Annotated in this window: 11 protein-coding genes; 2 read left to right on the forward strand and 9 right to left on the reverse strand. The window is 56.5% G+C overall.

Annotation, left to right across the window (positions count from 1 at the left end; translation table 11 throughout):
* Positions 1-16: 16 nt before the first annotated feature.
* The 4 genes from glnK to FKM52_RS15655 all read right to left on the reverse strand — a co-directional run bounded on the left by glnK (position 17) and on the right by FKM52_RS15655 (position 4,669).
* The gene (gene glnK / locus FKM52_RS15640; protein ID WP_141177085.1) at positions 17-355 is read right to left on the reverse strand and encodes a P-II family nitrogen regulator; all 339 of its coding nucleotides are present in this window, start codon (positions 353-355) and stop codon (positions 17-19) included.
* A 261-nt stretch (positions 356-616) separates the two neighbouring features.
* Positions 617-2,407 carry a SmdB family multidrug efflux ABC transporter permease/ATP-binding protein gene (locus tag FKM52_RS15645; protein ID WP_141177086.1) on the reverse strand — a complete coding sequence of 597 codons (1,791 nt, stop codon included), beginning with the start codon at positions 2,405-2,407 and terminating at the stop codon, positions 617-619.
* The gene (locus FKM52_RS15650) at positions 2,379-4,154 is read right to left on the reverse strand and encodes a SmdA family multidrug ABC transporter permease/ATP-binding protein (protein ID WP_141177087.1); all 1,776 of its coding nucleotides are present in this window, start codon (positions 4,152-4,154) and stop codon (positions 2,379-2,381) included. The genes FKM52_RS15645 and FKM52_RS15650 overlap by 29 nt, the downstream gene beginning before the upstream one ends.
* Before the next feature lie 53 nt (positions 4,155-4,207).
* The gene (locus tag FKM52_RS15655) at positions 4,208-4,669 is read right to left on the reverse strand and encodes an Lrp/AsnC family transcriptional regulator (RefSeq protein ID WP_141177088.1); all 462 of its coding nucleotides are present in this window, start codon (positions 4,667-4,669) and stop codon (positions 4,208-4,210) included.
* A 114-nt stretch (positions 4,670-4,783) separates the two neighbouring features.
* Here FKM52_RS15655 and FKM52_RS15660 point away from each other — a divergent pair, with 114 nt between their 5' ends.
* Both FKM52_RS15660 and queC read left to right on the forward strand, forming a co-directional pair.
* Positions 4,784-5,824, forward strand: a complete 1,041-nt coding sequence (locus tag FKM52_RS15660; RefSeq protein WP_141177089.1) for a PLP-dependent cysteine synthase family protein — start codon at positions 4,784-4,786, stop codon at positions 5,822-5,824.
* A gap of 138 nt (positions 5,825-5,962) precedes the next feature.
* The gene (gene queC / locus FKM52_RS15665) at positions 5,963-6,658 is read left to right on the forward strand and encodes a 7-cyano-7-deazaguanine synthase QueC (protein WP_141177090.1); all 696 of its coding nucleotides are present in this window, start codon (positions 5,963-5,965) and stop codon (positions 6,656-6,658) included.
* Between the two features lie 143 nt (positions 6,659-6,801).
* On the opposite strand, the gene FKM52_RS15670 is transcribed toward queC, so the two are convergent.
* The 5 genes from FKM52_RS15670 to lon form a co-directional block, all read right to left on the reverse strand.
* Entirely contained in the window at positions 6,802-7,203 is a 402-nt protein-coding gene (locus FKM52_RS15670; RefSeq protein WP_141177091.1) for an acyl-CoA thioesterase, read from the reverse strand.
* A gap of 109 nt (positions 7,204-7,312) precedes the next feature.
* The gene (locus FKM52_RS15675) at positions 7,313-7,648 is read right to left on the reverse strand and encodes a ComEA family DNA-binding protein (protein WP_141177092.1); all 336 of its coding nucleotides are present in this window, start codon (positions 7,646-7,648) and stop codon (positions 7,313-7,315) included.
* 139 nt (positions 7,649-7,787) lie between these two features.
* Complete coding sequence (gene ppiD, locus FKM52_RS15680; protein ID WP_141177093.1) at positions 7,788-9,659, reverse strand: peptidylprolyl isomerase; 1,872 nt, start codon at positions 9,657-9,659, stop codon at positions 7,788-7,790.
* 251 nt (positions 9,660-9,910) lie between these two features.
* Positions 9,911-10,183: a nucleoid-associated protein HU-beta gene (gene hupB, locus FKM52_RS15685; protein WP_141177094.1), complete on the reverse strand. Its 273-nt coding sequence runs from the start codon at positions 10,181-10,183 to the stop codon at positions 9,911-9,913.
* A gap of 212 nt (positions 10,184-10,395) precedes the next feature.
* Entirely contained in the window at positions 10,396-12,750 is a 2,355-nt protein-coding gene (lon, locus tag FKM52_RS15690) for an endopeptidase La (protein WP_141177095.1), read from the reverse strand.
* Positions 12,751-12,976: the final 226 nt, after the last annotated feature.

Below are 12,976 nucleotides of genomic sequence, written 5' to 3' on the forward strand. Positions count from 1 at the left end.
AAGAGAGAAACGGGGCTTAAAGCGCAGCTTCGTCGGTTTCGCCGGTGCGAATCCGGATAACCCGCTGCAGCTCGGCAACAAAGATCTTGCCGTCGCCGATTTTGCCGGTCCAGGCGGCCTTGCCGATCACATCAACTACCTCATCCAGCTGATCGTCGGCGATGGCGATATCAATTTTTACCTTGGGCAGAAAATTCACGCTGTACTCGGCGCCGCGATAAAGCTCCGCATGGCCTTTCTGGCGCCCAAACCCTTTGACCTCCGTGACGGTCAGCCCCTGAATGCCCACGGAAGAGAGCGCCTCGCGCACATCCTCCAGCTTGAACGGCTTGATAACTACGGTAACCAGCTTCATACGCTCCCCTCACCGAATTGATTGGTTTCTCACTCAGTACGCAGGGAGCAAAGCAAGGCCTGTGCCAGGTATAAAAAGGAAGCAGAAGCGCCGGCAGCCGCCTTGCGCAGCACGATTAACCATCAGAAAAGATCATCATGAAACCGGGAGAAAAACCTGAGGATCAAAAAACGCACCACGAAGGTGCGTTACGTTCATTAAGCGTGCAGCGGCGCGCGCTGTTTTCGCCAGCGCTGCCTGTACTGAAGGCAGCGCAGCGCCTCAGGCGTTTTCCACTGCGCCTGCCGCCAGTTCGCTGCCTACCTGCTGCAGCTGATACATTTGCCAGTAGCGGCCCTGCTGCGCCAGCAGATGATGGTGCGTGCCCTGTTCTACCGCCTGTCCACGGTGCAGCACTAAAATTGTATCGGCCTCGATAATAGTAGAGAGGCGATGCGCAATCACCACCAGCGTGGTCTTTTTTCTGACCTCGCGCAGCGCTCGCTGGATCGCCTGCTCGGTACCTGAATCGATATTCGCCGTCGCCTCATCAAGGATCAGGATTTGCGGTTCCGCCACCAGCACGCGCGCCAGCGCCAGCAGCTGCTTTTGCCCGACGGAGAGATTATTGCCCTGTTCGCCAAGGCGCGTATAAATGCCCTCAGAGAGGCCGCGGGCCAGCGGCGCCAGCTGCACGGTTTCCAGCGCCTGCCATACCGCCTGTTCACTGATATCGCGTCCCAGAGCCACGTTAGCGAAGAAGGTATCCGCCAGCACCACCGGATCCTGCTGAACCATCGCCACGCCCTGTCGCAGCACCTGATGGCTGAGCTGCGCCAGCGGGCGGCCATCCAGATGAATCGATCCCTGGGTGACCGGATAATAGCCCATCAGCAGGCTGGCCAGCGTACTCTTGCCGCTGCCGGTATGGCCGACCAGCGCCACAAAGCTGCGTGAAGGTGCCTGCAAAGAGATATTCTCCAGCACGTTGCGCCCGGTACGATAGGCAAAACTAAGCCGATCGATATTGATACTGCCGCTTTGCAGCGGCTGAATATCGCTGCCGTAATGCTGGCGAGGCGCGTCCATTAATTCAAATACGCGCTCGCCGGCCACCACCGCCTGCTGCAGCATCGACTGCTGGGTGGTCAGTTCAATTAGCGGTTCATTAAGCCGCCCCAGATAGCTGATAAAGGCGTAGAGCACGCCCACTTCAAACATGCCGGAGGAAGAGAAGCTGAACAGCATGAGCAAACCGCACAGGATAGCGGCGGAAAACAGGCTTAGCAGCGGCCGTAATAAAAACCCATCCAGCTTTAACGTTTCCATACGCGCCAGATAGTGCGAACGGCTGGCCTCGCCCATGCGCTCGCCGAAACGCGCCTGCTGGCGAAACTGCTGGATAACGCTCATGCCGTTAATCACTTCGTTAAAGCCGTTATTAATATCGGCCAGATAGCTGCGCACGCGGCGTACAATCGGCGTGCTGTAGCGCTGATAGATAAACATCACGGTAAGCACCAGCGGGAAAATAACCACCGCCACCAGCGCCATACGCCAGTCGAGACTAAACATAGCGACCAGCATCGCGCCGATTAAGGCGGCGCTGCGCAGTACCGTTGCCACCACCGTTACCCAAAGATCTTTAATAACCTCGGTGTCGTTAGTGACGCGTGAAATAATTTGCCCTACCGGCTGCGTATCGAAGGCGCTCAGCGGCTGACGCAGCGCCGCATCCATTACGTCAGCGCGCAGACGCTGCACCACGCCTACCGCCGCCTGATTAAACAGCAGCGCCTGCCAGTAATGCAGCAGCGCCGCCAGCCCCTGCAGAAAAATAAATGCGCAGGCCAGCCCGACGGCCAGCCCCAGCGGCATGCGGTGCTGCGCCACCAGACTGTCGATAAAATAGCCAATCAGCACCGGCCCCAGCACCTCGGCCGCCGCCGCGATCCACAGCATCAGCATCGCCAGCGACAACGCCTTGCGCCAGGGTTTACCATAGGAAAGCAGCCGTTTCAGCGTGGGCCAAAGTTTTTTATTATCAGCCACGGCGATCCTCCTTAGCGGCATTTTCCTCATCCTCATCCAGCGCCGCCTCTAACTGCTGATAGCGATACATCTCGCTGTACCAGCCGCGCTGCTGCACCAGCGCGTCGTGCTCGCCGCGCTGCGCCACCACGCCCTGCTGCAATACCAGAATTTCGCTGGCTTCGGTCAGCGCCGACAGGCGATGGGCGCTGATAATGACGGTACGTCCCTGCCCCCAGTGACGCAGGTTATGCAAAATCTGATGTTCAGTCCGGCCATCTACGGCGGAAAGCGCATCATCCAGAATCAGAATTTCAGCGCTCAGCAGCAGCGCGCGCGCAATGGAGATGCGCTGCTTTTGTCCGCCGGAGAGCATTACGCCGCGCTCGCCGACCTCAGTGTCATAGCCCTGCGGCAGACGCAGAATATCTTCATGCACGCTCGCCAGCTTAGCCGCGCGCTCAATCTCCTCGCGGCTGGCGTTAGGCCGTCCCAGCGCGATATTGTTGGCCACGGTGTCGGAAAAAAGGAACGGCGTCTGGTTGACTACCGCCAGCCGCCCGCGCCAGCTATCCAGCCGGAGCTGGGTAAGCGGAATATGGTGATAGCGGATATCGCCCTGGGAGATATCGAAATGACGCTGGATCAAACTTAACAGCGTACTTTTACCTGAGCCGGTCGGGCCGCACAGCCCCAGCATCTGCCCCGGCTTAAGCTGGAAGTTAAGATTACGCAGCGTCGGCTGCTGGCTGCCGGGATAGCTAAATTCACGAATCGCCACCTGCAGCACGCCGCACCCTTCCGGCAAGGTTTTAGCGCCATCTTCTACCGCCGGCGCCTCAGAAAGCAGCGCGCGGATACGGCTCCAGGCCGCGCTGCCGCGCTCGACGATATTAAACATCCACGCCAGCGCCAGCATCGGCCAGATCATCAGGCCCAGGTACATAACGAAGCTGGTCAGCTGCCCCAGCGTCATCTGCTGATGCCAGACCAGCCAGCTGCCGCCGCCGATAGCCAGCAGGTTCGACAGGCCGATGGCGATATAAATCGTCGGATCGAAACGCGCGTCAACCCGCGCCACGCGCAGATTTTTTTCGCCCGCATCGGCGGCGATATCGGCAAACTGCCGCGACTGATGCTTTTCCAGACCAAAGGCTTTCACCATGCGAATACTGGACAGGCTTTCCTGCGCCCGATCGTTCAGTGAGGAAAAAGCCGCCTGCGCCAGCTTAAAGCGCTGATGAAGCTGTTCGCCGTAGCGCTTGATCACCAGCGCCATAATCGGCATCGGCACCAGCGCCAGCAGCGTAAGCTGCCAGCTAATCTGGGTGCTCATTACAATCAGCACCGCACAGCCCATCACCAGCGAATCCACCAGCGTCAGTACGCCTTCGCCGGCGGCAAAAACCACCCGGTCGACATCATTCGTGGCGCGCGCGATCAGATCGCCGGTGCGGTGGCGCAGATAGAATTCAGGATGCTGGCGGCTGAGCTGGCGATAAAAATCCTCACGCAGCTCGACCGCCAGCTGATAAGAGGCGCCGAACAGCAATACGCGCCAGACGTAGCGCAGCAGATAGACCACGATGGCGGTCGCCAGCATGATGCCGATCCACATCAGCACGCCGCCGTTGCTCAGGCTGCGCTGCGTCACGCCATCGATAATGACGCCGACGATTTTTGGCGGCAGCAGCTGCAGCACGGCGATAATAATCAACAGCGTTACCGCACCGAGATAGCGCCGCCACTCGCGGAGAAAATACCAACTTAACTGGCTAAACAATCGCACAAAGTATCGTCCTGCATGGTTAATTGATGAGTCAGAAAAGGCTACGGCAAAGATTAAGGCTCTACGGGCAACGCCGTAGTATATTTTATCTCTTCCATAGCAAAGCTTGAGGTGACATCGATCAGACCGCTGACGCCGTTCACCAGGCGCTTATAGAGCGCATCGTACTGTTTCATATCGGCAACCTGAATACGCAGCAGATAATCGTATTCGCCTGCCATACGATAAAAAGCCATTACCTGCGGCAGGCTCTGCACGACGCCGACAAATTCCTGATACCACTGTCGGCTGTGCTGCTGCGTTTTAATCAGCATAAACGCGGTCAGCCCCAGCCCCAATTTTTCGCCATCCAGCAGCGCTACGCGCCCACGAATGATACCGTCATCTTCCAGCTTTTTTAACCGTTTCCAGCAGGGCGTAGTGGTGAGATTAACCGCCTCCGCCAGCGTCTGCAGGGATAAGGTACAGTCCTGCTGCAGCAGCGCCAGCAGTTTGCGATCGGTTTTATCCAGCATGCTTTCTCCAGAGAAAAATTTGCTAAGAAAAGTAGATTATACAGCAAATAAGGCAAACTTTTTTTCTTCTTTATGCCGTACTCTTGTCACGCCTGGGATCAAGAGGAAAATAAAATGAGTAGCCAGTGGGTTAATTATGCCATCAATGAAATCAACGCTGATTTTCAGCGCTCCGCCGAGACGCATCTGATTCGCTTTTCTTTACCTGCCTTTCCCGGTATCTGGTTTTATCTTAAGGATGAAAGCACGCATCCGACCGGCAGCCTGAAGCATCGCCTGGCGCGCTCGCTGTTTCTCTACGGCCTGAGCAACGGCTGGATTAAACAAGGCATGCCGATTATCGAGGCTTCTTCCGGCAGCACCGCCGTTTCCGAAGCCTATTTTGCTCGCCTGCTTGGCCTGCCTTTTATCGCCGTGATGCCCGCCAGCACGGCGCGGCGCAAGGTGGAGCAAATTAACTTTTACGGCGGGCAGTGTCATTTCGTGCAGGATCCCTGCGCCATCTATGAAGAGTCCGAACGGCTGGCGCGCGATCTGAACGGCCACTTTATGGATCAGTTTACCTACGCCGAGCGGGCCACCGACTGGCGCGGCAATAACAATATTGCCGACAGCATTTTCCGCCAGATGGCCAGCGAGCCCTTCCCCATTCCGGCAACTATCGTGATGGGCGCCGGCACCGGAGGCACCTCCGCCACTATCGGGCGCTATCTACGTTACCAGGGGCACGACACGCGTTTACTGGTGGTCGACCCGGATAACTCGGTGTTTCATGACTACTGGCATACGCGCAACGCCGACCTGCGCAGCAGCAGAGGCAGCGGCATCGAAGGGATTGGGCGTCCGCGCGTTGAACCCTCTTTTATCCCTGACGTAATTGATGAGATTATGCGCGTGCCCGATGCCGCTTCCGCTGCGGCGATGCAGTTTCTGGCGCAGCTGCTCGGCAGAAAAGTCGGTGCGTCTACCGGCACTAATTTTTGGGGCGCGCTGCAGGTTGCGCAGCGGATGCGCCAGCAGAAACAGCAGGGGGCGATTGTCACGCTGCTGTGCGACAGCGGCGAACGCTATCTCGATACCTGGTATGACCCGCAGTGGGTAGCCCAGCGGGTGGGCGATATTACTCCGTGGCTGAGCCAGCTACAGGCGGAATAAGCCTTGCATTAACCCTTGTAGTGCGGCGTCGGCGACAAACCACGGCGCCGTAACCTTATCCGCCAAATTAAATTCAGGCTATGTTTCTTATCCGCCGGACAGTACCATAAACGTGAGTACATTAATCAGGGCGAATAAATGAAACGAGCAGTAGTAGTTTTCAGCGGCGGACAGGATTCCACAACCTGTTTGATTCAGGCGCTGGCGCAGTATGACGAGGTGCACTGCGTCACTTTTGATTATGGGCAACGCCATCGCCAGGAGATCGAGGTCGCACGCAAGCTGGCCGTTCAGCTTGGCGCCCGTGCCCACAAGGTGCTCGACGTAACGCTGCTTAATGAACTGGCGATCAGCAGCCTGACGCGCGACAACATCCCTGTCCCCTCATTCGATGCGGAAGCCGGCGGCCTGCCCAGCACCTTCGTTCCGGGGCGCAATATCCTTTTTCTGACGCTGGCTGCTGTATACGCCTATCAGGTTGCAGCCGAGGCGGTGATCACCGGCGTCTGCGAAACCGATTTTTCGGGCTATCCCGACTGTCGCGATGAATTCGTTAAGGCGCTAAACCATGCCGTCGAGCTGGGTATGGCTCGCCCGGTACGTTTTGAAACGCCATTAATGTGGCTGAATAAAGCGGAAACCTGGGCGCTGGCCGACTACTGGCAGCAGCTGCCGCTGGTACGCCAGCAGACGCTGACCTGCTATAACGGCATTCAGGGCGACGGCTGCGGCGAATGCGCCGCCTGCCACCTGCGCGCTAACGGCCTGAAAAATTATCAGGACGATGCCGCTGCGGTAATGCAGAGCATGAAGCGAAAAACCGGCCTGCGCTGATAGCCCGGCCAGCGAGTCTGCTAACCCTGAGCCGCTATCCAGCTATCCAGCTATCCCTGAGCCGCTATCCATCTAACCAGCCGGGCGCCTGCATTTCCCGGCTGTCTTCGTAAGCCCGGCGCATAAATTTATCTCTAACGCGCTTAGCCTGACAGCGTTTCCAGACGCGCGCGCAAATCGCCGGCGATCGGCAACGCTTTTTGCGTGCGCAGATCGATACAGACAAAGGTCAGCGTCGCATCGGCGACCACCGTTTCAGGCTGGTCTGCCAGGCTAATTTCCTGCCCGATTACGCCGCTTTTGCCGTTTAGCTGCAGCAAGCGGCTGACAATCGCAAGCTCATCGCCCAGACGCGCCGGGCGGCGGTAGTTAATGTTGATGTTAACCACAACAAAAGCCAGCTGGTTTTCCATGAGCCAGTGAAAGGCCTGCCGTTTTTCCAGCCATTCCCAACGCGCCTCTTCCAGAAACTCCAGGTAGCGCGCATTGTTCACATGTTGATAGAGATCCAGATGATAGCCACGAACTTTAATCAGGGTCTGCATAGCTTCAGGCCTTATGTCAGGAAGAGATCATACCATCTGGTATGACCTCTGAGAGATTAGCAGCCGAACGGCGCGCCTGAAGCGGCATTGCAGCGCGTTGGGAACAGGATCACAGTTTAAGCCGCGCCAGATTGCGTTCCACCAGCGCACTGCCGATGCCGGGCACCTCTTTTAACTGTTCCAGCGCCGTAAAGGGGCCAAACTGCTCGCGGTAGCTGACGATGGCCTCCGCTTTTTTGAGGCCTACGCCGTTCATTACCGTTGCCAGCTCCTGCGCCGAAGCGCTATTGATGCTGACCATCGCATCGGCGGCAGCCGGCCTGACGCCGTCATTAAGCGCGGCGTCGCTAACCTCCGCCGCCGGAGCGGCCGAAACGGGCGCCGCCCAGCAGGCAGAGCCCAGCGAGAGGGATAAACAGAGCGCGGCCAGATAAGTTTTTTTCATGCTGATTTCTCCTTGTATGTAACAGCAGGAGTAACAGTAAGGGCTGTTTATTTTGAATACAAAAGGCAGCGTTCAGATGTGGAAAAGGCCGCGAAAGCGGCCTTCAGGTTTGCAGCGTGTTGCATTTTTTCTGCGGAACTTATCGGGCTAATTGTGCCGCCGCGCCAAGCTTAATTTTCGCTTCTTTGCGTAAGTTGCTCAGCAGCGCGTCGAACGCAATCTGGGCGTTATTTTGCGCGATGCCCTGCGCCATCGCCTGTTTCTGCGCGTCCGGCAGGCTTCCCGCTTTCACCTCATCCAGCGCCAGCAGCACCACGTTGCCCTGCATATCTTCGCTGGTGCCGTATGCCGGTTTGCCCGCCTGCGGCTGAGGCAGCGCGAATACGGCCTGCACGATGGCGTCACGATCGCCGCGCGTCAGCGTTTTTGCTTCGCCGAAAGCCAGGCCGGCCGCCTGCAGCGCGTCCTGTTTGCCTGCTTTCAGATCAGCCAGGATTTTTTCCGCCTGCGCTTTGGCCTGCTGCTCCGCTTTATTGCGTTTCAGCGTATCGGCAATCTGCGCTTTAACGTCATCCAGCGCTTTGATCGTTTCCGGCTTATGTTCACTGATGCGCAGAATAAAGGCACGATCGCCATCCACGCTAATGATACCGGAGTTGCTGCCCGGCGTGCCGTTTTCTCCCAGCAGGCTGCCGTTAAAAATCGCCTCTTCAACCGGCTTGAAGTTCAGCGCTTCCGGCACGTTATCGCGGCTGAACCAGGAGGTTTCTACCGCTTTCACGCCGGCAGCCTGCTCGGCGCTGGCCAGAGACTCGTTATCGTTGCTGGCCGCATCGCTGACTTTTTGCTGCAGCTTATAGTAAAGATCCAGCGCCTTTTCCTGTTTCACCTTCTCCGCGATCGCCGCACGCACTTCAGAGAGCGGTTTGATCTTCTCAGGCTGAATATCGTCAAGACGGATAACCAGGAAGCCTACCGAGGATTTTACCACCCCGGAGAGCTGGCCTTTGCTGGTGAGATTGGCGTTTTTCAGCTCATCCGGCGTTGTGGTCGGCTCCAGCCAGCCCATATCGCCGCCCTTGCGCGCCGAGATGGGATCGATTGATTTTTCCTGCGCCAGCGCAGCGAAGTCAGCGCCCTGTTTCAGCTGTTCGACAATCGCTTTGGCGTCCGCTTCGCTTTTCACCTGAATAACGCTGTAGCGGTTACGCTGCGGCTGAGCATATTCTGCCTGATGCTGTTCATACCAGCTCTGAATATCCGCTTCACTCGCCTCCTGCTGCAGGCTGGCCGCGTCCAGCTTGATATAGCTTACGCGGAACTGCTCCGGCGCCAGGAAGCTGCTTTTACGCTGAGCGTAATAGTTTTTAATATCCTCATCGCTAACCTGCTGTTGCGCCGCCAGCGCGTTAACGTCCAGCGTGGCCTGACGCACGACGCGCTGCTGGGAAACCAGCGCCGCCAGGGCATCCGTTTCGCCGCTCAGGGTGAAATCCGTGTCGGCGATGGCGGAAATCAGCTGCTGAGTGGTCAGCTGCTTGCGCAGCGCTTCCGCATAGCGATCGGCGGAGAAGCCCATATTGTTGATAATGGCGAGATACTTCGCGTTATCAAATTTGCCGTCGGTCTGGAAAGCGGGCTGATTGAAAATCGCCTGTTTGATCTGATCGTCGCCGATCGCCAGCTTAAGTTTTTTAGCATACTGATCGAGCAGCAGCTCATCGATCAGCTGCGACAGCGCCTGTTGACGCATCTGCTGCATATAGCCTTCGTTGCCGGCCAGCTGCGAGAAGCGATCGCCCAGTAACTGCTGCTGACGATTGCGTTCGTTATTAAAGGCGTTATCCAGCTGAGCACGGCTAATTTCCTGACCGTTGACTTTTGCTGCGTAGTCGCCGCCGCCGCCGGTCAGGTAACCGCCAACGCCGGTCAACACGAATGACAGGATAATCAATCCGAGAAGAATCTTGAGCACGACATGTTTCGACGCCGCGCGTAAATTGTCCATCATGGTATGACAACACTCCGCTGTAGTATGAATGTAAACCTCACGCTGGCACCCCATCCCTGCAGGCATGCGCGTTGCTGCGTTTCAGGCCGGCAGCTTCCCGGCCATGCTTTCTGACACCCGCCGCTAATATTTGTCCCGTGGCGGGATAAAAAAAGGCACATCAATTGCCTGATGTGCCTGTATGTTACATGAGAACGCATTGGCCGTCCTCACTCCACCGTAGAAAATGCCGCAATGGAGCCAGCAGTAAATTAGTTTACTGCGTCTTTCAGCGCTTTACCGGCACGGAAGCCCGGTACTTTGCTTGCCGGGATGGTAATTTCTTTACCTGTCTGTGGGTTACGGCCAGTACGCTCAGAACGTTCACGTACTGAGAAGGTGCCAAAGCCAACCAGCGCTACTTCGTCGCCTGATTTCAATGAATCAGAAACTGAGCTAATAAAAGCATCTAAAACACGTCCAGCTGCCGCTTTAGAAATATCAGCGTCTGCGGCAATCTTGTCGATCAATTGTGACTTATTCACTCTATTCATCCCCTCTTTTATTATTCACTATCGCGACGAGCTTCCAGCCAGCCGCGATGCGCAGCCAGTTATATCAAGGTTGTTGAGCCGAAACAACGGGAATTCTCTGGGTTGCGGTATCAACAGCCCCCTAAATTAGCGGCACAAAAAAAAGCTGGCAAGTCAGATTTGACCCGCCAGCCCGGCTTTTTCGCTAATTTTAGCGCCAGACGCTATTTCGCCGTGGCAACCTGCATCCCGTAAGGCGCGTTTTGCAGCGCCAGAGTCAGCACGTCTTCAATGCGTTTTACTGGATGCACATCCAGATCCGCCAGCACATTCTCCGGGATTTCCTCCAGATCGCGCTTGTTCTCTTCCGGAATCACCACCGTTTTAATGCCGCCGCGATGGGCCGCCAGCAGTTTTTCCTTCAGACCGCCGATCGGCAATACCTGGCCGCGCAGGGTAATCTCACCGGTCATCGCCACATCGGCGCGTACCGGATTGCCGGTCAGACAGGAGACCAGCGCGGTGCACATGGCGATACCGGCGCTGGGGCCATCTTTCGGCGTCGCCCCTTCCGGCACGTGCACGTGAATATCACGCTTCTCGTAGAAATCGCCGTTGATGCCCAGTTTCTCGGCGCGCGCGCGCACCACGGTCAGCGCGGCCTGAATCGACTCCTGCATGACTTCGCCCAGCGAGCCGGTATAGGTCAGTTTGCCTTTGCCCGGCACGCAGGCGGTTTCGATAGTCAGCAGATCGCCGCCGACTTCGGTCCACGCCAGACCTGTAACCTGCCCCACACGGTTTTCGCTGTCGGCACGGCCATAGTCAAAGCGCTGTACGCCAAGGAAATCTTTCAGGTTATCGCCGTTAATTTCGATGCGCTTCAGATTTTTATCCAGCAGCAGCGCTTTTACCGCCTTACGGCACAGTTTCGACAGTTCGCGCTCAAGGCTACGCACGCCCGCTTCACGGGTGTAGTAGCGGATAATGCCGACGATGGCGCTGTCATCTACCGTAATTTCACTCTCTTTCAGCGCGTTACGTTCGATCTGCTTCGGCAGCAGATGCTGCTTAGCAATATTCAGCTTTTCATCTTCGGTGTAGCCGGAAAGACGAATTACCTCCATACGATCCAGCAGCGGCGCCGGGATATTCATCGAGTTAGAGGTGGCGACGAACATCACATCGGAGAGATCGTAATCCACTTCCAGGTAGTGATCGTTAAACGCCACGTTCTGTTCCGGATCCAGCACCTCAAGCAGCGCGGAAGCCGGATCGCCGCGCATATCCGACGACATTTTGTCGATCTCATCCAGCAGGAACAGCGGGTTTTTCACGCCGACCTTCGCCATTTTCTGGATCAGCTTGCCGGGCATCGAGCCGATATAGGTGCGACGATGACCGCGGATTTCCGCCTCATCACGCACGCCGCCCAGCGCCATACGCACATATTTACGTCCGGTGGCTTTGGCAATGGACTGACCCAGCGAGGTTTTACCCACCCCCGGCGGCCCTACCAGGCAGAGGATCGGCCCTTTGATTTTATTTACCCGGCTCTGTACCGCCAGATACTCAAGGATGCGGTCTTTTACGCGTTCCAGACCGTAGTGATCGCGATCCAGCGTTTCCTGAGCTTTGCGCAGGTCTTTTTTCACCTTGCTGCGCTCATTCCACGGCACCTGCACCATCCACTCGATATAGCCGCGCACTACCGTTGCTTCTGCTGACATCGGCGACATCATTTTCAGCTTCTGCAGTTCAGCTTCCGCTTTCTCACGCGCCTCTTTCGGCATCTTTGAGGCTTCGATTTTACGTTTCAGCGCTTCATATTCGTCCGGCGCGTCATCCATCTCGCCCAGCTCTTTCTGAATGGCCTTCATCTGCTCATTGAGATAGTACTCGCGCTGGCTTTTCTCCATCTGTTTTTTGACGCGGTTGCGAATGCGTTTTTCCACCTGCAGCAGGTCGATTTCCGATTCCATCATCGCCATCAGATATTCCAGACGTTCGTTAACGTCGGACATTTCCAGCACGGACTGCTTATCCGCCAGCTTAAGCGGCATATGCGCCGCCACGGTATCGGCGAGGCGCGCGGCGTCGTCGATGCTGTTCAGCGAGGTCAGCACCTCAGGGGGAATTTTTTTGTTGAGCTTGATATAGCCTTCAAACTGGTTGATGGCCGTACGCACCAGCACTTCCTGCTCGCGCTCTTCAATTTCAGGCGAGACGAGATATTCCGCCTGCGCGCTAAAATGCTCGCCGTTATCGGCCAGCTGAGTAATTCGTGCGCGCTGTAAGCCTTCGACCAACACTTTTACCGTGCCGTCCGGCAGCTTCAGCATCTGCAAAATAGAGGAAACGGTCCCTACAGAGAAGAGATCGTTAATGCCAGGTTCATCCGTTGAAGCCTCTTTCTGTGCGACCAGCATGATCTTTTTATCATGATCCATTGCGGCTTCGAGGCACCGAATCGATTTTTCCCGACCAACAAACAACGGAATTACCATGTGCGGATAAACCACTACGTCGCGCAACGGCAACACAGGGATTTCAATGCGTTCAGAACGCTCAGGATTCATAGAGCTCTCTCTTAGTTTAATGTCCGCCAGGTGATGGGTACCGCATAGTGCAAGGCTATATGCCAGGCAACCCACAGGTATTTGAGTATATGGGGATGTTTGCCAGACATTCAATGTCAGACAGGTGAGAAAAACAAAAGGGGGAGAAATTCCCCCTTTAACTGACTAACCCGCTGGCAGCGTTGACGAATTATTCGCCGGATGCCTGCTGCGCCTCGTGCTGACC

It is taken from the genome of Mixta tenebrionis (assembly GCF_006517625.1).
In the GTDB taxonomy this organism is placed as follows: domain Bacteria; phylum Pseudomonadota; class Gammaproteobacteria; order Enterobacterales; family Enterobacteriaceae; genus Mixta; species Mixta tenebrionis.

What these genes read in the sequence shown, in the direction of transcription:
- glnK (WP_141177085.1), bottom strand. Translation starts at nt 355, where the DNA reads ATGAAGCTGGTTACCGTAGTTATCAAGCCGTTCAAGCTGGAGGATGTG.
- FKM52_RS15645 (WP_141177086.1), bottom strand. Translation starts at nt 2,407, where the DNA reads ATGCCGCTAAGGAGGATCGCCGTGGCTGATAATAAAAAACTTTGGCCC.
- FKM52_RS15655 (WP_141177088.1), bottom strand. Translation starts at nt 4,669, where the DNA reads ATGCTGGATAAAACCGATCGCAAACTGCTGGCGCTGCTGCAGCAGGAC.
- FKM52_RS15660 (WP_141177089.1), top strand. Translation starts at nt 4,784, where the DNA reads ATGAGTAGCCAGTGGGTTAATTATGCCATCAATGAAATCAACGCTGAT.
- queC (WP_141177090.1), top strand. Translation starts at nt 5,963, where the DNA reads ATGAAACGAGCAGTAGTAGTTTTCAGCGGCGGACAGGATTCCACAACC.
- FKM52_RS15670 (WP_141177091.1), bottom strand. Translation starts at nt 7,203, where the DNA reads ATGCAGACCCTGATTAAAGTTCGTGGCTATCATCTGGATCTCTATCAA.
- FKM52_RS15675 (WP_141177092.1), bottom strand. Translation starts at nt 7,648, where the DNA reads ATGAAAAAAACTTATCTGGCCGCGCTCTGTTTATCCCTCTCGCTGGGC.
- ppiD (WP_141177093.1), bottom strand. Translation starts at nt 9,659, where the DNA reads ATGATGGACAATTTACGCGCGGCGTCGAAACATGTCGTGCTCAAGATT.
- lon (WP_141177095.1), bottom strand. Translation starts at nt 12,750, where the DNA reads ATGAATCCTGAGCGTTCTGAACGCATTGAAATCCCTGTGTTGCCGTTG.